The organism is Massilia sp. (assembly GCF_031995545.1).
Taxonomy (GTDB): Bacteria; Pseudomonadota; Gammaproteobacteria; order Burkholderiales; family Burkholderiaceae_D; genus Telluria.
The window spans coordinates 1-20,114 of record NZ_DAMAGA010000015.1 but is presented as its reverse complement, the minus strand read 5'-3'; the positions used below and the strand labels follow the sequence as shown (position 1 = coordinate 20,114).

Sequence of the window (20,114 nt, the reverse complement as noted above, 5' to 3'; positions counted from 1 at the left end):
GTTTTTCATGGAACGTTGCGTTCTCTCAGATCACTTCAGCTCATCATTGAGCAGCTGCAGGATCTTGTTCGCCGTGGCCGACGTATCCGCCTTGCCGTCATTGCTCTGCACCGTGACTTCGCTGACGTTGGCACCCTGCGCCGACTTGACCAGCACGCGGTAGCGCTGCGCTTCCTTCGCATCGTCTTCCGACTTGCCGAAGGTGAACAGGCGCTTGAAGAAGCCATCCTTGTTCGCGCTGTCCGGATCGACGTAGCGCACGAAGTAGATGCCCTGCACGCGGTCGCGGTCTTCGACGGTGAAGCCGACGCGGTCCAGCGCCAGGCCGACACGGCGCCAGGCGCGGTCGTAGCCTTCGTCGACCTCGACCTTGTCACCCACCAGCTTGGCGTGCTGCGGCGCCACCGGAGCGTTCTCGACGGTGGCTTGCGCGGCCGGCACGTCCTTGGTGCCGGTCAGCATCGCCACGATGCGGCCCAGGAATTGCGATTCCAGGCCCGGGTCGTTCGGACGGCTCTTCCACACGAACGACTCGGTGTTGGTCGAGCCGACCTGCACTTCTTCGGCGCCGCGGTGGCTGACCCAGACTTCGGTCGAGCCATCCGGCAGGCGCTCGAGGCGGGTGCGGAACTTGTCACGCTCGCCGGTCGAATAGGCCTTGTCAAACACGCGGCCGATCACGTTGCGCAGGAAGTCTTGCGGGATCTTCGAACGGTTCTCGACCCAGGTGGTTTCCATGGTGCCGGTGGTGGCCGATTCGGTTTCGATGGCGAAGCCCTGGTCTTCCCAGAACTGGCGCAGCTGTGGCCACAGCTGTTCCGGGGTCTGCTTGACCACCAGCCAGCGCTGGTCGCCGTTGCGCTCGACGCGCACGGCGTCGGTCGAGATCGGGCCGATGGTCTGGGTCGAGACCGGACCGGCGACCTGGCCGGCGCCGGCGGCGGCTGCCTGGCCCTGCTGGAAGCTCGATGCGGTGGCGACGCCGCGGCCGTCCGGGATGGCGTAGCGGTTGTCGCGCTGCAGCGCGGTCAGGTCGGGCGGAACATCCAGCGGCGCGGCTTTTTTGGCGCCCTTGTAATCCACCTTGTTCGATTCGAACACGGTGGTGCATGCCGCCAGGCTGAATGCGATCGCGCCGAGTGTCAGCACGCGCGCGACGGCAGGGACGGGAGCGGATACCAGGGTCTTGTTCTTGCGATTAGTCATGTCGTTCGATGTCAGGTCAGGAGCCCGAACCCTCGCGGGTTCAGGATGGGGTATGGACGCCGGCTTCCACCAGGGCGGCGCGCACGGTCTCGTGGTAGGCGGCCGACAGCGGGGCCAGCGGCAGGCGCAGGCCGGCCGGCATCTTGCCCATTTCGGCCAGGGCCCACTTCACCGGCACCGGGTTCGGTTCGATGAACAGCTTGGCATGCAGGCCGAGCACGCGGTTGTTGATCTCGAGCGCACGCGCGATGTCGCCGGCCATCGCAGCCTGGCACAGCTCGTGCATGGCGCGCGGGGCGACGTTGGCGGTGACCGAGATATTGCCGGCGCCGCCGCAGAACATCAGCGTCATCGCGGTCGGATCGTCGCCCGAATACACGGCGAACGATTTGTCGACCATCTTGAGCAGCTCGATGCCGCGTCCGATGTTGCCGGTGGCGTCCTTGATGCCGACGATATTGTCGATCGGCGCCAGGCGCGCGACGGTCTCGTTGGCCATGTCGGCCACGGTACGGCCCGGCACGTTGTACAGGATGATCGGCAGGTCGACGGCTTCGGCAATGGTGCGGAAGTGGCGGACCATGCCTTCCTGGGTCGGACGGTTGTAGTACGGCACCACCTGCAGCGAGGCGTCGGCGCCGACTGCCTTGGCATGGCGGGTCAAGGCGATCGCTTCCGCGGTCGAATTGCCGCCGGTGCCGGCGATCACCGGGATGCGGCCGCCGACGTGGTCGACCGCCAGCTTGATCAGTTCGCCATGCTCTTCCGGCGACACGGTAGCCGATTCGCCGGTGGTGCCGACGATGACGATCGCGTCGGTGCCCTCGGCGATGTGCCAGTCGATCAGCTTGCGCAAGGAATCGCGGTCAACGCTGCCGTCTTCGAACATCGGCGTTACGAGTGCAACAATACTGCCCTTAATCATAATCTTTGGACCGTGCAATTCTATAAAAGTCTGATTGTAGCGGATCGTCCGCCCCTATGGTTCATTCCTGGCCACAATATGGTCGAGCCGGGCCTCGGTTTTGGCAAAGCCTGGACCCGCCGCGCATAGCCGCTGCACCTGCGCCGGATGCGGGCGCTCGACGTGACCGTCCTCATACGCCAGCACCTGCAGCCCGCCCTCCTGCGCCAGTCCCAGCAGTTCGCCAGGCGCCAGCAGGAAGTCGGGATTCGACGGCTTGCCGTAGATCTGGTTGCCCTGGGCGAAGGTTTCGTAGATCAGGATGCCGTCCGGCCGCAGGCTGCGCGCCAGCTGCGGGAACAGCGGCCGGTGCAGGTAATTGGTGACCACGATGACGCTGAAGCGCCCCGCTTCGAACGGCCACGGCGCGCCCTCGGCTTCGAGATCGTATTCCATCGTGGTGACGCCGGCACCGGCGGCGCTCGCCAACGACTCGCTCTTGCGGTCGAGCGCCAGCACGGCGTGGCCGCGCGCGGCCAGCAGGCGCGTGTGGCGGCCGCTGCCGCAGGCCAGGTCGAGCGCCTCACCGGGTCTGGCAAGGGAAGCGAAACGTTCGACCCACGGCGAGGCCGGCAGGTTCATCATGTTGATGTGACGCGCCTCAGTCATGCCATCCTCACAGCAGGAAGAAGGTGAACGGCGACGCCACCAGCCGCACCAGCGTTTCGCCGATGCTCATCACCGGGATCACCCAGAAGCCGACCACCTTCAGGAACACCAACGCCAGCACGATGAAGAAACCGTAGGGCTCGATGCGCGCGAACTTGTAGGCCAGCGAGTGCGGCAGCATGCTGGTGACCACGCGGCCGCCGTCGAGCGGCGGGATCGGCAGCAGGTTGAAGGCCATGATCAAGAGGTTGGTCACGATGCCGGCCTGGGCCACGCGGGTCGGGAATTCCTCGCCCACGTTCAGGAAGATCATCAGGGCGCCGAACACCAGCCACATCACCGCCATGATGAAGTTGGCGGCGGGGCCGGCCAGCGCCACCCAGGCCATGTCGCGCTTCGGATTACGCAGGCGGCCGAATTCGACCGGCACCGGCTTGGCATAGCCGAACACGAAGCCGGTGGTCAGGAACAGCACGATCGGGATCACGATGGTGCCCCACAGGTCGACGTGGACCAGCGGGTTCAGGCTCATGCGGCCCTGCGAATAAGCGGTGTTGTCGCCGAAATATTTCGCAGCGTAGGCGTGAGCGGCTTCGTGCAGGGTAATCGCAAAAAGGACAGGCAGCGCGTAGACGGCAATGGTGCGTATCGTTTCATCCATGGCGGCGATTCTATCAGAGCCCGGCAGTAGGCTGGCTGGGGGAATGGCGGGAACAAGAGGATGGCGGGCCTTGCCTAAGCGGAACTTAAGAATCGCGGCGCCGGATACGGCACTGCGCGGCGGTCCCGCTCACAGGACGGCCGCGCCGCTCGGATCGATGAGAATGATCGATGGAAAATATCAGAGGCCGAAAGCAGCCGGGTCGCCCCTGCCCTCGCGCACCAGTTCCGGCTCGGGACCGGTCAGGTCGATCACGGTGGTCGGCTCCAGCATGCCGGCGCCGCCGTCGATGATCAGTTCGATCTGCTTTTCCAGGCGCTCGCGCACCTCGTCCGGGTCGGACAGCATGTGGTCGTCGCCCGGCAGCTGCAGCGTGGTGCCGATCAGCGGCTCGCCCAGCTCTTCCAGCAGCGCCAGCGTGATCTTGTTTTCGGGCACGCGCAAACCGATGGTCTTGCGCGACGGGTGCGACAGGCGGCGCGGCAGTTCGCGCGTCGCTTCCAGGATCACCGTGTACGGCCCCGGCATGGTCGCCTTCAGCAGGCGGTATTGGGTGTTGTCGACGCGCGCGTACTGCGCCACCTCGGACAGGTCGCGCACCAAGAGGGTCAGGTGGTGCTTGTCGTCCACGCCGCGGATGCGGCGCAGTTTTTCGACCGCGGACTTGTCGTCCAGGCGGCACACCAGCGCATAGGCGGAATCGGTGGGCAAGGCCACGATGCCGCCCGCGCCGACGATCTGGGCCGCCTGCTTGATCAGGCGCGGTTGCGGGTTATCGGGGTGAATCTGAAAAAATTGGCCCATCTTGTTAGTTTCCTTTTAGCGGATGGCTTGCAGCGCGGCGATGCGTTCTTCCATCGGCGGGTGAGTCGAGAACAGGGCGCCCCAGCCGCCGCCGCTGCCCGAGATGCCCGAGGCGGACATCGATTTCGGCAGCGCGCCCGGCGCGAAGCCGCCCAGGCGAGCGAGCGCGTGCTGCATCGGCACGGGCGAGCCCATCAATTTTGCGGCGCCGGCGTCGGCGCGGAATTCGCGCTGGCGCGAGAACCAGGCGACGATGATCGAGGCGACCAGGCCGAACAGGATTTCGCAGACGAACACGGTGGCGTAGTAGCCGATGCCGGGCGCGCTGTCTTCCTTGCGGAACAGGAGCTTATCGACAAAGAAGCCGACCACGCGCGCCAGGAACACGACGAAGGTATTCACCACGCCCTGGATCAGGGTCAGCGTCACCATGTCGCCATTGGCGATGTGGGCGACTTCGTGGCCGAGCACGGCTTCGACTTCGTCCTGGTTCATGCTTTGCAGCAGGCCGGTGGAGACGGCTACCAGCGCCGAGTTTTTGAAGGCGCCGGTGGCGAAGGCGTTCGGTTCGCCCTCGTACACGGCGACTTCGGGCATGCCGATGCCAGCACGTTCCGACAGGCGGCGCACGGTTTCCACCAGCCACTGCTCGGTGGAATTGGCCGGTTGCTCGATGACGCGCGCGCCGGTCGACCATTTGGCCATCGGTTTGCTCATCAGGAGCGAGATGAAGGAACCGGTAAAGCCGACCACCAGCGAGAACACGGCCAGCGCCGGCAGGTTGATTCCTTCCGCCGAGACGACGCGGCCCAGGCCGAGCAGGTTCATCACCAACGACAGCACCACGACGACGGCGAGGTTAGTGGCAAGGAACAGGACGATACGCTTCATGGCGGAGGTCTCCCGAAAAAACTGATAACAGGATGCCAAGATAGGGCTGAGGTAGGGGAAATTCAAGGGCTCGGCCGTGCCGGGCCCCGGGCGTCAGCGCGCCTGCTCGAGGAAGAAGCGCAGCATCTCGCCGGATGCCGACGGTCCCGTCGCGTCGGTATGCGAGCCGCGCGGATTGCCGCCACTCCATGCATGCCCGGCCCCATGCACCACCCAGTGTTCCGCCACCGCCCTGCCCTCGCGGTTGCGCCAGGTGCTTTGTGTACAGCGCCGCTTGCCGCGCTGATGCTCGTCGTGCTGCACATGCAGCGGCGTCGCCTGCGCCTTGGCATGCACCGCCACGAACTGCTGCAGCACCGCGTCACCATTGTCCGCATGCACCAGATGGTCGCCATCGCCATGGAACACGATGATCGGTACCCCTTCGCGCAAAGCCCGCGCCCGGCCCGGCTTCTTCATCGCATTCAGGCCCGACATCAGGTCGCGCGCGCAGCCTGCCGCCAGGCCGGAGTGAACGCCCACCGCCGCGTACAGCTCGGGATATTCGGCGGCGAGAATGGCCGCCATCGCCCCGCCGGCTGACAGACCGGCGGCGAAGATGCGCGCGTTATCGGCGCCGTGCTCGGCCGCGACCTGGCGCGTCATCGCCGCCAGCAGCTCGGGCTCGCCGACACCGCGCACCTGGTGGCTGGCTTCGAACCAGTTCCAGCAGCGGTTGCGGTTGGCCTTGCCGTCCTGCTCCGGATACAGCACCAGGCAGCCATTCTTTTCGGCCAGCGCGTTCATGCCGGTGCCGACAGCGAAGTCGTCCGAGCCCTGAGTGCAGCCGTGCAGCATCACGATCAGGGGCCGCGCCGTGAACGTCGATTGCGACGGGATATACAGCTTGTAGCGGCGCGTGCCCGCTTCGCACGAGAAGCTGCCGCCGATGAATTTGCCGGGCAAATCTTCCGGCGGCGGCGACTTGGCCGGGCCGCGCGCCGGCCGGGCCGGGCGTGCGCGGGCCTGGGGTCGCGGCTGCGGCGTCTTGCTCCACGCCGGTGCCGGATTCAGGTCGACGAACGCCGCAGCATCGTCCTCGGCGGTAGCGGCCGGCGTCCTCGCCGGGTTCGGCGCCACCAGGCCGGCATCGGCCAGCGCCTTCTGGATCACGTCGGTTGCCGACGACACGTCGCGCGCCTGCACCAGCCGCGCCGATTCCATCATCTGGGCAATAAAGTTGTCGAGTTTCATACGATGTCCTCTCAGGAGTGAACGCGGTCGGCCAGCGCGGCGCGTACCGCCGGTGGCGCCACGAAAGCGCCCAGCACCTGCACCGAAGCGATCGCCTTCATGGCCAGCTCGGCCGGGACGTCGTCTTCGATCACGGCCAGGCCGAGCACGTGGATGTCGAGCTGTTGACCGTCCGCCACCACCTGCTCCAGCTCGCGCAGCGAATAGCGGTGCAGGCCCATCACGTAACGCTTGCGCACCACCGTCTGGCGGATCGTCTCGGCGTTCTGCTGCAACAGGTTGCGGATCGCGGTGCGGACGAAATCCGTGCGGTTCGAATAAAAGCCTTCCTCGACCAGCAAGTCCATCTGGGCCAGGTCGACCAGGCCGACATTGACGGTGACCTTGTCACTGTCGGGCAATTTCTGCTGCGACGCTACGATCTTCATTTCATGCTCCATACTCTTCCTATACTCCAATTGGAGTATAAATCGGGTTTTTCAAGTACGCGACCGTTTTCGCGTTGGGTATGGACGAAATGCGACAAGCCAGCGCACCGTCGGTACGCTGGCTTGCGGAGAGAAGTCTCAGGAGAACGCCCGCATGCGGGCAGGACGACGACCGGCTGCGATCAGAACCAGTCGTGCCACACCGGCGTCACGCTCGACGGCAGCGGCGGCAATTGCGCGAATTCGACCCGCGCCTCGCCCGGCGCATGGAAGTCGGTGCCGCGCGACGCCAGGAAGCCATAGCGGCGCGCAATTTCGGCATAGGTGCCGTACTGGTCCGGCGTATGGCTGCCGGTGACCACTTCGATGGTGTTGCCGCCCAGTTGGCGGAACTCGTCGAACAGCGCGCCTTCGGCGGTGGCGCTGAACTTGTAGCGCCCTGGATGTGCGATCACGGGAATCCCACCGGCGCCGCGAATCCAGCCCATGGCTTCGGGCAACGTGGCCCAGCGATGCGGCACATAACCAGGCTTGCCTTCGGTCAGGTACTTGCGGAACACCTCGGACGTCGTGCCGCAGACGCCGAGCTCGACCAGATAGCGTGCGAAGTGGGTGCGCGACACCAGGTCCGGATTGGCGACATAGCGCAGCGCGCCTTCGTAAGCGCCCGGAATGCCGGCCGCTGCCAACTGGGCCGAAATTTCGCGTGCCCGCTTTTCGCGTCCGGCGCGGGTCGCCGCCAGGCCGTCGATCAGCGCGCGGTTGTCTTCGTCCACCTGCAGGCCGACCACGTGCACCGTCTCATTGGCCCAGGTGACCGAGATCTCGACCCCGGCCACGAAGCGCATGCCGAGTTCGGTCGCCGTCTTGCGCGCCGCCTTGATGCCGCCGACTTCGTCGTGGTCAGTGAGCGCCCACACATCGACCCCACCCTTGCGGGCGTAGGCAGCCACGGCGCTCGGCGCGAGCACACCGTCGGAAACGTTGGAATGGCAGTGGAGGTCGACTTTCAGCATGGCGTAGTCAGGGATCGTGGACTGACCATTGTACGCGCATTGCAGCCGCGGCGACGGCGGCTGTTGTGTCATGAGACGCGCGGCCGCGCGTCCCGGGATAGCCTCAGTCCGGCACCAGCATCGAGCGGATCGTACCCTGCTTGGCCAGCACGTAATCGTGACCCGCCAGCACCAGGTTGGTATTCGGCTGGATGACCTTGATGTTGATGAAGATGGTGTCGCGCGTTTCGGCGTACGAGCCCACCACCACCGCCTGCGCCTTGTGGGTGCCGGCCACTTCGCCCAGTTCGCGGGTGAGCATCAGTTCGCCCTGGTTGCGCTTCAGGTAGACGCTGTTGCGCAGCTTCATTTCCAGCATCGGCAGGCCGGCCTGGGCCAGGCGGGTCGAGATCTGTTCCGACACCACGCGGCCCAGCATCGAGCTGTGTTCGAGTGCGTCGATGTTGACGATGGTAGCCATGATCAATGGCTTGTCGCCATCGAGCTTGCCGCGCAGCTGGGTTTGCAGCGCATCGGCGGCGCGGTAGTTGGCGGACACGAAATCGTTGCCGGCCACGGCGGTGTAGTCGACGTTGTTGCCGAACGTGGCGCAGCCGCTCAACGCGAGCGACAGGCCGACTGCCGCGATGGTTTTCAGTGTGAACATGCGCGCCTCAATGATCCTTGACCACGAAGGTCTTCGACGGCTGCAGCGCCGCGTCGTACAGGGCGCGGTCTTCGTCGCTGGTGTAATACACCGAGGTGGTGCGCGCGTAGTAGCGCGCTTCGTCGGCCACCGACAGGGTGACGATGGCTTCGGTCTTCGGCGTCGCGCCCGGTGCGAACTGGGCGGTGAACCACCGGTAGGCGTCGTAGGTATAGATTGCCGCCGTGCCCAGCCATTCGGCACTGTGGTCGATGCCGGTCAGCACCCAGGCGCCACTGGCCAGCGTGCTCGGCAGGCCGACGTAGCGGTATTGCGGACGGTCTTTCGAGAACGCTACCACTTGCGTGTCGAGTTCGATCTTCAGCGAGCCGGCTTCAGGCGTCTTGAGCACCACGAAGCCGTCGTTGACCAGCGCCGTCACCAGATGGGTGGCGACGCCCTTGCTGAAGGCCGACGCCTGCAGCGGCATCACGTACAGCGGGCGCTTGGGCGCGCTCTGCAAGGTCGGACGCAGTTCGTTTGCCATGTGGCGCGCGATCACGCCCCAGTGTGCGGCGGCCTGGAGCTTGGCCTGCTGGGTGCTGGCGAAGTTGGTGGCCACCGGGACCGGGCTGTAGGGAATGGCGCAGCCGGCCAGGAGCAGGCCGCTCGCCAGCGCGGTCAGCGGTCGGGCAGTGAAACCCATCGTCAATCCTGTTGGTCAGTGGTGCAACCGGACTGGCGCACGCTCGGGGGCGACTGTAGCACAGCCATTTCCTTGCGGCAATTTTTCAGTCACCCATCAAGGGCGACTGAGGTGTGGATACAACGACAACCAGGCTCAGGCAGCGTCCAGGAATTCCTCCACCATCCGCGCAAGCAGTTCCGGCTGATCATGGTGCAGCATGTGTCCCGCCTGCGGCATCATGCGTGGAGTCACTTGCTTCAGGTGACTCATGCGGCGGTCGATCTCGGCGCGTGCCTGCTCCTTCGGCCCCATCCAGCGCCACATGTCGGTCTCTTCCGCCTCGACCCACAGCACCGGCGCCGTGATCGCTTCCCAGGCGGCCATGATCTCGTCCACCCGGTACGGCAGCGGCCCGGTCATCTTGTGCGCCGGGTCGCCCAGGATCTTCCATTCGCCGTCGCGGTCCTGCTCGGCCCAGTGCGAGGCCAGGAAGGCGGCGCGCTCGAACGACAGGCGCGGGTTGGTCTTGCGCAGGCGCGCCGCCACCTCGTCCAGGCTGGCATAGCCGCGCATGGACGGCGGTTCGCGCAGTTCGTCGAGCCACTTTGCGACCCGGACGGGATACTGGCTCGGCCGTGCCGACGGCAGGCCGAAGCCTTCCAGGTTGATCAGCTTGCCGACCCGCTGCGGACGCACGCCGGCGTACAGGCCGGCGATATTGCCGCCCATGCTGTGGCCGAGCAGGTTGATGGCCTGGTTCGGCGCGTAATGGTCGAGCAGCGCGTCGAGATCGGCCAGGTAGTCCGGGAACCAATAAGTATCATGGCCAGAGCGGTCGCTCAGGCCGAAGCCGCGCCAGTCGGGCGCGATCACGTGCCACTGTCCCTGCAGGCAATCGACCACGAACTGGAACGACGCCGACATATCCATCCAGCCATGCAGCATGAACAGTTTCGGCGCGCCCTCCTCGCCCCAGTGGCGCACATGCAGGCGCAGGCCGCGCACGGTGAGGAATTCGGAACGGGACGGTTTCATGGCACTCCAGGAAATAGAACGGTCGTGCTGACGATTATAGAGGCGAACTGTTGATTTCGTGCGACCCGGCCCCATCTGCCGGTGCTTGGGAAGATGCAGCCTGGGCGAAACGGCATGGCGGCGACCGGCGCCAGCGGCAGGAGCGGTAAAATAGCGGCATTTCCACCTCCTGCGAGCACCACCATGGCGATTTACCAGCTGGGCGAACACGCACCCGAGATCGATCCGTCGGCGTTCGTCGCCGACACGGCCACCGTGCTGGGCAAGGTGGCCCTGGAAGCAAACAGTTCGGTCTGGTTCGGCGCGACGCTGCGCGGCGACAACGAACGGATCACGATCGGCGCCGGCAGTAACGTCCAGGAAGGCACGGTGATGCATACCGATCCCGGCTACCCGCTGGAGATCGGCAACAACGTGACGATCGGCCACCAGGCGATGCTGCATGGCTGTACGGTGGGTGACGGGTCGCTGATCGGGATCCAGGCCGTGATCCTGAACGGCGCGCGGATCGGCAAGGGTTGCCTGGTCGGCGCCGGCGCCCTGGTTACCGAAGGCAAGGAATTCCCGGACGGCTCGCTGATCCTGGGCTCGCCCGCGAAGGTGGTGCGACAACTGACACAAGAAGACCTGCTGCGTCTCGAAGGCACGGCCGCCGGCTACGTCGCGCGCGGCCAGCTGTACAAGACGCAGCTCAAGAAAATCGGATAAAAGAATGACGACTGAAACTAGCTCGCCCTTGGGCACCACTGCTGGGGATACCCTGCAAAAATTCATCTTCGACAACGCCGCCGTGCGCGGCGAGCTGGTCGAGATTTCCGACACCTGGCGCGAGATCCAGGCCCGTCACGGCTACCCGAAAGCGGTGCGCGCGGTGCTGGGCGAAATGGTCGCCGCCGGCGCCCTGCTCTCGGCCAACCTCAAGTTCAACGGCTCGATCGTGATGCAGATCCACGGCGACGGTCCGGTGCGCCTGCTGGTGGTCGAATGCGACGCCAACCTGCGCCTGCGCGCTACCGCGAAGCTGGCGCCCGGCGTCGAGATCGGTGACGAAGCTTCGCTGACCGAACTGTTCAACGTGAACGGCAACGGCCGCTTCGTGATCACGCTCGACCCGGCCGACAAGATCCCGGGCCAGCAGCCCTACCAAGGCGTGGTGCCGCTCGACGGCGACAGCATGGCGATCGTGATCGAAAACTACATGCTGCGCTCGGAGCAGATGGACACGCGCCTGTGGCTGGCGGCCGACGACGGCGTCGCCCGCGGCCTGCTGCTGCAGAAGCTGCCGCGCCACAGCGGCAAGGAAGACCAGACCAAGCAGGCCACCGAGGCCGAAGACCTGGAAACCTGGAACCGCGCCGCGATGCTGGGCCAGACCCTCAAGCGCGAAGAACTGCTGTCGACCGACATCGCGACCCTGATGCGGCGCCTGTTCTGGGAAGAGACGATCCGGGTGTTCGACCCGCTGCAGCCGACCTTCCACTGCAGCTGCAACCGCGAAAAAGTCGGCAACATGCTCAAGATGCTGGGCCAGGAAGAAGTCGAATCGGCGCTGGCCGAGCTGGGCGAACTGGGCATCAACTGCGACTTCTGCGGCAAGCACTATGCCTTCGACAAGGTCGATTGCGCGCAGCTGTTCGCCAGCGAAACCACGGCGCAGGCCGTGATGCCGCCGGGCGGCAGCACGCACTAAGTCTGTATCCGCGCCGGCCGTGTGCCGGCACTCGCTTGAATCAGGGCGCTGCGGCGCCCTGTTCTTTTGGTGCCGGCACAAATTCTTCATCAGGGCTCGCGACACCTCGCACTCGCGGTGCATCGACCGGGTTCAACCGGCGAGTGCAGCCTGTGATTCTGTGGCGAAAAATCACACAGCTTCACCGTATTTACCCATCCCGAATGAAACTGCGCAATTGGGTCTCGCGGGTGATTTTCGGTAACTCGACTCTGCTATTCTGGCGTTCCTGTCAACTTTCCACGTCAGCGAATAGCCACCATGCGTCTTTCCACCTTTGTCTTGCCTTTGCTGATTGCAGCAAGCCTGTCGGCTTGCAAGCGCGATCAATCCGCTGCCCAGGATGCACCGAAGGACGCGCCCGCCGCCGCGGCCGAAGCGCCGGCGACGCCGGCCGCCTCGGCGGATGCCGCTCCTGCTACCGCACCGGCTGCTGCAGCGCCAGCTGCCGCGGCGACAGTCAAGGCGTTCGACCTGCAATCGGTGCCGGTGACCGACAAGGCGCTTCCGGCGTTTCCCTATCTGGCAACGCCCTCCGGACTGGACCCGCGCAGGGTGAACGTCGGCCTGGAGGTCGAGTTCGACCGGATCAGCGTGATTGCCGGCGAAGAGTTGCGCCGGGTCGAGGGGAAAATCCTGCGTCGCAATTTCCCGATGGACGAGCTGAAATGGTCGTCACTGGCAGCGCACCGCAATTATGAAAACGCCTTGAAAGCCATGGGCGCGACGCGGGTCGATGCGGTCCATCCAATGGACGAGCAATTTGTTGTTCGCAATGGTGGCAGCGAACGCGAAATCCTGAAAAAGATGTCGATCAATGACCTGGGCGCACGCGAAGACGCGGAGGTGCCGGGATTCGAGCAATGGCTACTGCGCACGCCCACCACGAATATCTGGATGTCGTTCTATGTGTATGGCAGCTATGTCCACCTGCTGACCGTAGAAGAAAAAGCCCTTCAACAAGTGGTGCAAACCCTTCCTGCTGCCGAACTGTCCAGCGCCCTGCGTAAGGATGGCCACGTGGCGCTCTATCTCAACTTCGACACCGACAGCCAGATCATCCGCCAGGACAGCCGTCCGGCAGTGGAGGAAGTGGTCAAGCTGATGCAGGGCGAGCCCGGCCTGAAACTGCGCGTCGAAGGCCATACCGACGTCACCGGCGACGCGGCCCATAACCGCAAGCTGTCGCTGGCACGCGCCCAGTCGGTGGTGCAAGCCATTGTCGACAAGCAGATCGCCGCGGAGCGCTTGACTGCCGTGGGCAAGGGTCCGGACCAGCCGCTGGCGGACAACAGCAGCGAAGCAGGCAAGGCCAAGAACCGCCGTGTGGAACTGGTCCGCGTCTGATCGGGCCGGCGCTACGCAACCATCAGGGCGCCGCGGCGCCCTGTTCTTTTGGTGCGCGTACCCGCACCTGCCAGCCGTCCTGCGGCTTTTTCACCAAAGTGATAAGCTCATGCATCTTAGACACTATTGCATTTCTGGATAGCATCCCTATCTGATTTTCACTGAACAACCGGAGAAAACACATGAACATGGATATTGGCATCAGCACCGAAGACCGCGCAAAAATCGTCGAATCCCTGTCGACCGTCCTGGCCGACAGCTACATGCTGTACCTGAAGACCCACAACTTCCACTGGAACGTGACCGGTCCGATGTTCCAGACCCTGCACGTGATGTTCCAGGAGCAGTACACCGAGCTGTGGAACGCACTGGACGACATCGCCGAGCGCATCCGCGCCCTGGGCCACTTCGCACCAGGCACCTACAAGCGCTACGTCGAACTGTCGACCATCACCGAAGAAGTCGACGTGCCGTCGGCCAAAGAGATGATCCGCCAGCTGGTGGAAGGCCAGGAAGCCGTGATCCGCACCGCGCGCGCCGCCGTGCGCATCGCCGATGAGATCGACGATTTCCCGACTGCCGACATGCTGTCGACCCGTATGGAAGTGCACGAGAAAAATGCGTGGATGCTGCGCGCGTTCCTGGAACAGGGCGCCGGCCACGTGCAGGGCGAAGCGTCGTCGACGTAATTCGCGATTGATGTGACATCGCGGTCCGCATGGGCCGCTTGAACGCGTCGGCGGCGAAGCCGCCAACCCTACGGTTGGTGGTTTCGCCGCTGACGCGTTCAACGAACGTTGATGTAGACGAGCGAGCGATTCAATTCGCCCCGCGTCCCCCGCTCATATGCAGATCGACCACCTTCATGATCTCCAGCGTGAGATCCAAGTCGAACTCACCCGACGCCAACGCCGCCGCCAATTGCTCCTTCGGCACGCCAACCGCCGCCGCCAGTGCCGGCAGTCCAGGCGCCTGCGCCACCGCATTCAACGCCGCGGCAACCACATCGCCGTCGCCATCTTCAAACGCATCGGCCAGGCAATCGGCGATCGCGTCGAGCGAATCGAGGCTGGCGGGATCGATCGGGGAATTCGGTTGGGTCATGGGATAACTCTTTCAAAACACGCGCTCAATGATGCGCGGCGCCTTCTTTCTTTGGCGTCTTCACCGGCGGCACGGTCATCGATTCGACCGGCTGCTCGTCCTTGCGCAGCACTTGCACGAAGATTTCATTCTGCTTGATCATGCCCAGCTCGTAGCGCGCACGTTCCTCGACCGCGCCGGTACCTTCCTTGAGGTCGCGCACTTCGGATTCGAGCTTGCCGTTGCGGGCGGTGAGCTGTTCGGTCTTGAGGCGCGTGGCCTCGACCTGGTCCTGCATGTCGGCCACGTTCAGCCAGCCGCCTTTGCCGAGCCAGAGCGGATACTGGATCAGGACGAGCAATACGGCGAGGGCGATCGTGATGAGGCGCATGACAGGAACGGATAACGTCGACAGGCCGGCGCACGGAAACGGGCGGCCGCGCCGCCCTTCCCGATTCGCCGGCCAGGTGGATTACTTCAGGTTGTAGAACGCGTCGCGGCCCGGGTAGCTGGCGATGTCGCCCAGATCTTCCTCGATGCGCAGCAGCTGGTTGTACTTGGCCATGCGGTCCGAACGCGACATCGAGCCGGTCTTGATCTGCAGGGCGTTCAGGCCAACCGCGATGTCGGCGATGGTCGAGTCCTCGGTCTCGCCCGAACGGTGCGAGATGACGGCGGTGTAGCCGGCGCGCTTGGCCATTTCGATGGCGGCGAAGGTCTCGGTCAGGGTGCCGATCTGGTTAATCTTGATCAGGATCGAGTTGGCGATGTCCTTCTGGATGCCCTCTTTCAGGATCTTGGTGTTGGTGACGAACAGGTCGTCGCCGACCAGCTGCACCTTCTTGCCCAGCACCGAAGTCAGGTGCGCCCAGCCGGCCCAGTCACCTTCGTGCATCGCGTCTTCGATCGAGATGATCGGGTACTTGTCGCACCAGGTGGCCAGCATGTTGGTGAAGTCTTCGGCGGACAGACGCATGCCGCCTTCGCCTTCCAGCACATAGGCGCCTTCCTTGTAGAACTCGCTCGCGGCGCAGTCCAGGCCGAGGGCGATGTCGTGGCCCGGCACGTAGCCGGCCTGCTCGATCGCCTGCATGATCAGCTTGATCGCTTCTTCATGGTTGGCAACCGACGGGGCGAAGCCGCCTTCGTCGCCGACGGCGGTGTTCAGGCCTTTCGAGTGCAGGATTTTCTTGAGGGTGTGGAACACCTCGGCGCCGTAGCGCATCGCTTCCTTGAACGATGGAGCGCCGATCGGGATGATCATGAATTCCTGGATGTCCAGGTTGTTGTCGGCGTGGGCGCCGCCGTTGATGACGTTCATCATCGGCACCGGCATCTGCATCGCGCCCGAACCGCCGAAGTAGCGGTACAGCGGCAGGCCGGCTTCTTCGGCCGCGGCTTTTGCAACCGCCATCGAGACTGCCAGCATGGCGTTGGCGCCCAGGCGGCTCTTGTTTTCGGTGCCGTCGAGATCGATCAGGGTGCGGTCGAGGAAGGCCTGCTCATTGGCGTCCAGGCCCATGATCGCTTCGGAGATCTCGGTGTTGATATTTTCGCAGGCTTGCAGCACGCCCTTGCCGAAGTAACGCTTCGGGTCGCCGTCGCGCAGCTCGATCGCTTCGCGCGAACCGGTGGAGGCGCCCGACGGCACTGCGGCGCGGCCCATCACGCCCGATTCCAGCAGCACGTCGCATTCGACGGTCGGGTTACCGCGCGAATCAATGATTTCGCGGCCGATAATATCAACGATAGCACTCATGTTTCTCAGTCTCCAGAAGGTGGGAAATCTTAAGCAGTTACGCTTATTTACGTGCGACGGGAGCGCCCAGCCGCAGGGCTGCTCCCGAAAATACTCATTACTTGAACTTGGTTTCCATGAAACCGGTCTTCTTGACGATGCGGTCGATCTCGACCAGCGTCGTCAGGAGTTCCTTCATGTGGCCCAGCGGCACCGCATTCGGGCCGTCCGACATCGCATTCGCCGGATCCGGGTGGGTTTCCATGAACAGGCCGGCGATACCGGCGGCGACCGCCGCGCGCGACAGCACCGGCACGTGTTCGCGCTGGCCGCCCGACGAGGTGCCCTGGCCGCCCGGCAGCTGTACCGAGTGGGTGGCGTCGAACACCACCGGGCAATTCGATTCGCGCATGATGGCCAGGCCACGCATGTCCGACACCAGGTTGTTGTAGCCGAACGAGGCGCCGCGTTCGCAGGCCATGAAGTTGTCTTCGTTCAGGCCCGCTTCGCGCGCGGCGGCGCGTGCCTTGTCGATCACGTTCTTCATGTCGCCCGGGGCCAGGAACTGGCCCTTCTTGATGTTGACCGGTTTACCCGAACGCGCGCACGCGTTGATGAAGTCGGTCTGGCGGCACAGGAAGGCCGGGGTCTGCAGCACGTCGACCACGCTGGCGACTTCCGGGATCATCTCTTCGTCATGCACGTCGGTCAGGACCGGCACGCCGATTTCGCGGCGCACGTCGGCCAGGATCTCCAGACCCTTCTCGCGGCCGGGGCCACGGAACGACTTGCCCGACGAGCGATTGGCCTTGTCGAACGACGATTTGTAGATGAACGGAATGCCCAGCGCGCTCGTGATTTCCTTGAGCGTACCGGCGGTATCCATCGCCATCTGGCGCGATTCGATCACGCAGGTGCCGGCGATCAGGAAGATCGGGTGCTCGAGGCCGACGTCGAATCCGGCGAGTTTCATGCTGCGTCTCCTTGAACGGCGGCATTGGCTGCATTGGCCGCGGTGTTGGTGTTCGATGCCTGGTGCGCCAGCGCTGCCTGGATGAACGAAGTGAACAGCGGGTGGCCGTTGCGCGGCGTCGACTTGAATTCCGGGTGGAACTGCACGCCCATGTACCACGGGTGCGAGTTTTCACCCGTGCGTGGCAGCTCCATGATTTCGCACAGGTCTTCGTTCGGGGTGCGCGCCGACACGGTCAGGCCTGCTGCTTCGACCTTCGGCAGGTAGTAATTGTTGCCTTCGTAGCGATGGCGATGGCGCTCGGTCACGACGTTGCCGTAGATCTCGGCCGCCAGTGTGCCCGGATTCACCGCGCAGGTCTGGGCGCCCAGGCGCATGGTGCCGCCCAGGTCCGAGCTGACGTCGCGCTTCTCGACCTTGCCGTCGTGGTTCTGCCACTCGGTGATCAAGGCCACCACCGGCTGGTCGGTTTCCGGATCGAATTCGGTCGAATTCGCGTTCGGCAGGCCGGCCATATTGCGCGCGTATTCGATCAGCGCCACCTGCATGCCCAGGCAGATGCCCAGGTAAGGAATCTTGTTTTCGCGGGCATAGCGTGCCGCCTGGATCTTGCCTTCCACGCCGCGCTTGCCGAAGCCGCCCGGCACCAGGATCGCGTCGTACTTGGCCAGGTGATCGCAGCCTTTGGTTTCGATCTCTTCCGAATCCAGGTACTCGATGTTGACGCGGCTCTCAGTGTGGATGCCGGCGTGGCGCAGCGCCTCGGTCAGCGATTTATAGGATTCGATCAGGTCGACGTACTTGCCGACCATGCCGATGGTCACTTCGCGCTTCGGGTTTTCCAGGGTGTGGATCAGCTTGGTCCACATCGACAGGTCGGCTTTCGGCGCTTCCAGGCCCAGGGCTTCCAGGATGATGTCGTCCAGGCCCTGGTCGCACAGCACTTGCGGCACCTTGTAGATGGTGTCCACGTCCCACACCGAGATCACGGCCTGCTCTTCGATATTGGCGAACAGCGAGATCTTGGCGCGTTCGTCGTCCGGGATGCGGCGGTCGGCGCGGCACAGCAGCGCGTTCGGCGAGATGCCGATCTCGCGCAGCTTCTGCACGCTGTGCTGGGTCGGCTTGGTTTTCAGTTCGCCGGCCGACGAGATGTAGGGCACCAGGGTCAGGTGCACGAACGCGGCGCCCTTGCGGCCCGAGCGCAGCGACAGCTGGCGCGCGGCTTCCAGGAACGGCAGCGATTCGATGTCGCCCACGGTACCGCCGATCTCCACCAGCGCCACGTCGACGCCTTCGGCGCCGCGGCGGATGTAGTCCTGGATTTCGTTGGTGATGTGCGGAATCACCTGCACGGTCTTGCCCAGGTACTCGCCGCGGCGTTCCTTGCGGATCACCGATTCGTAGATCTGGCCGGTGGTGAAGTTGTTCACCTTCTTCATGCGGGTGCTGATGAAGCGCTCGTAGTGGCCCAGGTCGAGGTCGGTCTCGGCGCCGTCGTCGGTGACGAACACTTCGCCATGCTGGGTCGGGCTCATGGTGCCCGGGTCGACGTTGATGTACGGGTCGAGCTTGAGCATGGTGACTTTGAGACCGCGGCTCTCGAGGATCGCGGCGAGGGAAGCGGCCGCGATCCCTTTGCCAAGGGAAGACACGACGCCGCCAGTGACGAATACGAATTTGGTCATTGTGCTGATGGTGCCGAACGGCACGCGCGGGAAATAGAAATTATACCTTAAAAGGCTCATCACCGCCTCATGTCAAGCTGCCAACAGAGGAAGAGCGTCTGTCTCCGTGCGTACACAAATTCACTATTTCAGGTGCTTTTTCGTTTCACCTAGGCAATAATTGTGACTATTCGCGTTTTTTCTTGATTGACTGTTAACTACGGCAGAGACATTCGGTATGCGTTACGCATGCCCACGCCTCCCCTCACCTTTTACTGATAAATAATGGGCAACTTCATCAAACTGAATATCGGAACGCGGCTGGCCGCCGGCTTTGCATTGACCCTCCTGATGACAGTCATCATCGCCGCCGTCGGCACCTGGCGCCTGAACCAGGTGGCACAAGAAACGCGCGACATCCTGGCCACGCCGCTGGCCAAGGAACGCATGATCGCCGAGTGGTACACCCAGATCTTCGCCGCCGTGCGCCGCACCGCCGCCATCGTCAAGAGCAGCGACGGTTCGCTGACCGCCTACTTCAAGGAAGACTCGGCCGCCACCGGCAAGCTGTCGGCCGACCTGCTCAAGCAGATCGAGCCCTTGATCAGCGGCGCCGATGAAGAAGCCGTGTTCAAGTCGGTGATGGAACACCGCAAGGCCTACAGCGCCGGTCGAGACAACGCGGTCAAGGCCAAGTCCGAAGGCAATGCCGAGCTGGCCGACGAGATCCTGGAAAAACAGTTCACCCCGGCCGCCAAGGCCTACCAGGAACGCGTCAAGGACCTGCTCGACCTGCAGCACCAGCGCATCGGCGCCAGCGCCGCCCTGATCGACGCTTCCGCCAAGCGCGGCAACCTGGTGATCGGCCTGCTGGCCGGCGGCGCCCTGCTGCTGGGCGCGGCCTTCGCCTGGCTGCTGACCCGCTCGATCACCCATCCGCTGCGCCAGGCCGTGCAGGCCGCCGAGCAGGTCGCCGCCGGCGACCTGACCACCCGCGTCGACAGCAATGCCAAGGACGAGACCGGCGCCCTGCTGCGCGCACTCGGCAACATGAACGACAGCCTGGCCCGTATCGTCAATGAAGTGCGCGGCGGCACCCAGACCATCACCGGCGCGTCCGGCGAGATCGCGGCCGGCAGCTTCGACCTGTCGAGCCGTACCGAGCAGCAGGCAGCGGCGCTGGAAGAAACCGCGGCCTCGATGGAAGAACTGACCGGCACCGTGCGCCAGAACGCGGATAACGCGCGCCAGGCCAACCAGCTCGCCATCGCCGCCTCGACCGTCGCCAGCCAGGCCGGCAGCGCGGTCGACCAGGTGGTCGCCACCATGGGCTCGATCAACGAATCGTCGCGCAAGATCGTCGACATCATCAGCGTGATCGACGGCATCGCCTTCCAGACCAACATCCTGGCGCTGA

22 protein-coding genes are annotated in these 20,114 nt (G+C 64.3%); 5 read left to right on the top strand and 17 right to left on the bottom strand.

Going from position 1 to position 20,114, the window contains the following annotated elements:
• Positions 1-30: 30 nt before the first annotated feature.
• The 12 genes from bamC to RTQ83_RS12680 form a co-directional block, all read right to left on the bottom strand.
• Entirely contained in the window at positions 31-1,206 is a 1,176-nt protein-coding gene (gene bamC, locus RTQ83_RS12735) for an outer membrane protein assembly factor BamC (RefSeq protein ID WP_312514941.1), read from the bottom strand.
• A gap of 40 nt (positions 1,207-1,246) precedes the next feature.
• Positions 1,247-2,131 carry a 4-hydroxy-tetrahydrodipicolinate synthase gene (dapA, locus tag RTQ83_RS12730; RefSeq protein ID WP_312514939.1) on the bottom strand — a complete coding sequence of 295 codons (885 nt, stop codon included), beginning with the start codon at positions 2,129-2,131 and terminating at the stop codon, positions 1,247-1,249.
• A gap of 54 nt (positions 2,132-2,185) precedes the next feature.
• The gene (locus tag RTQ83_RS12725) at positions 2,186-2,779 is read right to left on the bottom strand and encodes a class I SAM-dependent methyltransferase (RefSeq protein WP_312514937.1); all 594 of its coding nucleotides are present in this window, start codon (positions 2,777-2,779) and stop codon (positions 2,186-2,188) included.
• A gap of 7 nt (positions 2,780-2,786) precedes the next feature.
• A complete protein-coding gene (locus RTQ83_RS12720; protein ID WP_312514935.1) occupies positions 2,787-3,440 on the bottom strand; it encodes a site-2 protease family protein in 654 nt (217 codons plus the stop codon).
• 180 nt (positions 3,441-3,620) lie between these two features.
• Entirely contained in the window at positions 3,621-4,244 is a 624-nt protein-coding gene (locus tag RTQ83_RS12715) for an L-threonylcarbamoyladenylate synthase (RefSeq protein WP_312514933.1), read from the bottom strand.
• A 15-nt stretch (positions 4,245-4,259) separates the two neighbouring features.
• Positions 4,260-5,135 (bottom strand): protease HtpX, encoded by an 876-nt coding sequence (gene htpX / locus RTQ83_RS12710; protein ID WP_312514931.1) that lies wholly within the window; start codon positions 5,133-5,135, stop codon positions 4,260-4,262.
• 93 nt (positions 5,136-5,228) lie between these two features.
• Positions 5,229-6,368, bottom strand: coding sequence for a PHB depolymerase family esterase (locus RTQ83_RS12705; protein WP_312514929.1), 1,140 nt, complete (start codon positions 6,366-6,368; stop codon positions 5,229-5,231).
• Positions 6,369-6,379: 11 nt separating this feature from the next.
• Positions 6,380-6,796, bottom strand: coding sequence for a CopG family transcriptional regulator (locus tag RTQ83_RS12700; RefSeq protein ID WP_312514927.1), 417 nt, complete (start codon positions 6,794-6,796; stop codon positions 6,380-6,382).
• Between the two features lie 182 nt (positions 6,797-6,978).
• On the bottom strand, positions 6,979-7,812 hold the full coding sequence (locus RTQ83_RS12695) for a 3',5'-nucleoside bisphosphate phosphatase (protein ID WP_312514925.1): 834 nt from the start codon (positions 7,810-7,812) through the stop codon (positions 6,979-6,981).
• 103 nt (positions 7,813-7,915) lie between these two features.
• Complete coding sequence (locus tag RTQ83_RS12690) at positions 7,916-8,458, bottom strand: FlgO family outer membrane protein (protein ID WP_312514923.1); 543 nt, start codon at positions 8,456-8,458, stop codon at positions 7,916-7,918.
• Between the two features lie 7 nt (positions 8,459-8,465).
• The gene (locus RTQ83_RS12685) at positions 8,466-9,143 is read right to left on the bottom strand and encodes a hypothetical protein (RefSeq protein WP_312514921.1); all 678 of its coding nucleotides are present in this window, start codon (positions 9,141-9,143) and stop codon (positions 8,466-8,468) included.
• A 135-nt stretch (positions 9,144-9,278) separates the two neighbouring features.
• Entirely contained in the window at positions 9,279-10,160 is an 882-nt protein-coding gene (locus RTQ83_RS12680; RefSeq protein ID WP_312514919.1) for an alpha/beta hydrolase, read from the bottom strand.
• A 183-nt stretch (positions 10,161-10,343) separates the two neighbouring features.
• Between RTQ83_RS12680 and RTQ83_RS12675 the strand changes: the two genes are divergently transcribed.
• The 4 genes from RTQ83_RS12675 to RTQ83_RS12660 all read left to right on the top strand — a co-directional run bounded on the left by RTQ83_RS12675 (position 10,344) and on the right by RTQ83_RS12660 (position 13,925).
• Complete coding sequence (locus RTQ83_RS12675; RefSeq protein ID WP_312514917.1) at positions 10,344-10,868, top strand: gamma carbonic anhydrase family protein; 525 nt, start codon at positions 10,344-10,346, stop codon at positions 10,866-10,868.
• 4 nt (positions 10,869-10,872) lie between these two features.
• Entirely contained in the window at positions 10,873-11,850 is a 978-nt protein-coding gene (gene hslO / locus RTQ83_RS12670) for an Hsp33 family molecular chaperone HslO (protein WP_312514915.1), read from the top strand.
• 300 nt (positions 11,851-12,150) lie between these two features.
• Positions 12,151-13,236: an OmpA family protein gene (locus RTQ83_RS12665; RefSeq protein WP_312514913.1), complete on the top strand. Its 1,086-nt coding sequence runs from the start codon at positions 12,151-12,153 to the stop codon at positions 13,234-13,236.
• A gap of 182 nt (positions 13,237-13,418) precedes the next feature.
• Positions 13,419-13,925: a Dps family protein gene (locus tag RTQ83_RS12660; RefSeq protein WP_290420872.1), complete on the top strand. Its 507-nt coding sequence runs from the start codon at positions 13,419-13,421 to the stop codon at positions 13,923-13,925.
• A gap of 130 nt (positions 13,926-14,055) precedes the next feature.
• Here RTQ83_RS12660 and RTQ83_RS12655 read toward each other — a convergent pair whose 3' ends face one another.
• The 5 genes from RTQ83_RS12655 to RTQ83_RS12635 all read right to left on the bottom strand — a co-directional run bounded on the left by RTQ83_RS12655 (position 14,056) and on the right by RTQ83_RS12635 (position 18,718).
• Positions 14,056-14,340, bottom strand: a complete 285-nt coding sequence (locus tag RTQ83_RS12655) for a hypothetical protein (RefSeq protein ID WP_312514909.1) — start codon at positions 14,338-14,340, stop codon at positions 14,056-14,058.
• A 25-nt stretch (positions 14,341-14,365) separates the two neighbouring features.
• Entirely contained in the window at positions 14,366-14,710 is a 345-nt protein-coding gene (gene ftsB / locus RTQ83_RS12650; protein WP_312514907.1) for a cell division protein FtsB, read from the bottom strand.
• 81 nt (positions 14,711-14,791) lie between these two features.
• Positions 14,792-16,078 carry a phosphopyruvate hydratase gene (gene eno, locus RTQ83_RS12645; protein ID WP_312514905.1) on the bottom strand — a complete coding sequence of 429 codons (1,287 nt, stop codon included), beginning with the start codon at positions 16,076-16,078 and terminating at the stop codon, positions 14,792-14,794.
• Positions 16,079-16,175: 97 nt separating this feature from the next.
• Entirely contained in the window at positions 16,176-17,030 is an 855-nt protein-coding gene (kdsA, locus tag RTQ83_RS12640; protein WP_109346818.1) for a 3-deoxy-8-phosphooctulonate synthase, read from the bottom strand.
• A complete protein-coding gene (locus RTQ83_RS12635; RefSeq protein WP_312514899.1) occupies positions 17,027-18,718 on the bottom strand; it encodes a CTP synthase in 1,692 nt (563 codons plus the stop codon). Before RTQ83_RS12635 ends, kdsA begins: the two co-directional genes overlap by 4 nt.
• 264 nt (positions 18,719-18,982) lie before the next feature.
• On the opposite strand from RTQ83_RS12635, the gene RTQ83_RS12630 reads away from it, so the two are divergent.
• Positions 18,983-20,114, top strand: a 1,132-nt coding sequence (locus tag RTQ83_RS12630; RefSeq protein WP_312514897.1) for an MCP four helix bundle domain-containing protein, incomplete at its 3' end; no start/stop codon positions are given.

Coding starts and splice junctions, on each gene's coding strand:
- bamC (WP_312514941.1), bottom strand. CDS start 1,206: ATGACTAATCGCAAGAACAAGACCCTGGTATCCGCTCCCGTCCCTGCC.
- RTQ83_RS12680 (WP_312514919.1), bottom strand. CDS start 10,160: ATGAAACCGTCCCGTTCCGAATTCCTCACCGTGCGCGGCCTGCGCCTG.
- eno (WP_312514905.1), bottom strand. CDS start 16,078: ATGAGTGCTATCGTTGATATTATCGGCCGCGAAATCATTGATTCGCGC.
- RTQ83_RS12685 (WP_312514921.1), bottom strand. CDS start 9,143: ATGGGTTTCACTGCCCGACCGCTGACCGCGCTGGCGAGCGGCCTGCTC.
- RTQ83_RS12720 (WP_312514935.1), bottom strand. CDS start 3,440: ATGGATGAAACGATACGCACCATTGCCGTCTACGCGCTGCCTGTCCTT.
- RTQ83_RS12635 (WP_312514899.1), bottom strand. CDS start 18,718: ATGACCAAATTCGTATTCGTCACTGGCGGCGTCGTGTCTTCCCTTGGC.
- htpX (WP_312514931.1), bottom strand. CDS start 5,135: ATGAAGCGTATCGTCCTGTTCCTTGCCACTAACCTCGCCGTCGTCGTG.
- hslO (WP_312514915.1), top strand. CDS start 10,873: ATGACGACTGAAACTAGCTCGCCCTTGGGCACCACTGCTGGGGATACC.
- RTQ83_RS12660 (WP_290420872.1), top strand. CDS start 13,419: ATGAACATGGATATTGGCATCAGCACCGAAGACCGCGCAAAAATCGTC.
- dapA (WP_312514939.1), bottom strand. CDS start 2,131: ATGATTAAGGGCAGTATTGTTGCACTCGTAACGCCGATGTTCGAAGAC.
- RTQ83_RS12665 (WP_312514913.1), top strand. CDS start 12,151: ATGCGTCTTTCCACCTTTGTCTTGCCTTTGCTGATTGCAGCAAGCCTG.
- RTQ83_RS12675 (WP_312514917.1), top strand. CDS start 10,344: ATGGCGATTTACCAGCTGGGCGAACACGCACCCGAGATCGATCCGTCG.
- RTQ83_RS12695 (WP_312514925.1), bottom strand. CDS start 7,812: ATGCTGAAAGTCGACCTCCACTGCCATTCCAACGTTTCCGACGGTGTG.
- RTQ83_RS12690 (WP_312514923.1), bottom strand. CDS start 8,458: ATGTTCACACTGAAAACCATCGCGGCAGTCGGCCTGTCGCTCGCGTTG.
- RTQ83_RS12715 (WP_312514933.1), bottom strand. CDS start 4,244: ATGGGCCAATTTTTTCAGATTCACCCCGATAACCCGCAACCGCGCCTG.
- RTQ83_RS12655 (WP_312514909.1), bottom strand. CDS start 14,340: ATGACCCAACCGAATTCCCCGATCGATCCCGCCAGCCTCGATTCGCTC.
- RTQ83_RS12705 (WP_312514929.1), bottom strand. CDS start 6,368: ATGAAACTCGACAACTTTATTGCCCAGATGATGGAATCGGCGCGGCTG.
- RTQ83_RS12700 (WP_312514927.1), bottom strand. CDS start 6,796: ATGAAGATCGTAGCGTCGCAGCAGAAATTGCCCGACAGTGACAAGGTC.
- kdsA (WP_109346818.1), bottom strand. CDS start 17,030: ATGAAACTCGCCGGATTCGACGTCGGCCTCGAGCACCCGATCTTCCTG.
- RTQ83_RS12725 (WP_312514937.1), bottom strand. CDS start 2,779: ATGACTGAGGCGCGTCACATCAACATGATGAACCTGCCGGCCTCGCCG.
- ftsB (WP_312514907.1), bottom strand. CDS start 14,710: ATGCGCCTCATCACGATCGCCCTCGCCGTATTGCTCGTCCTGATCCAG.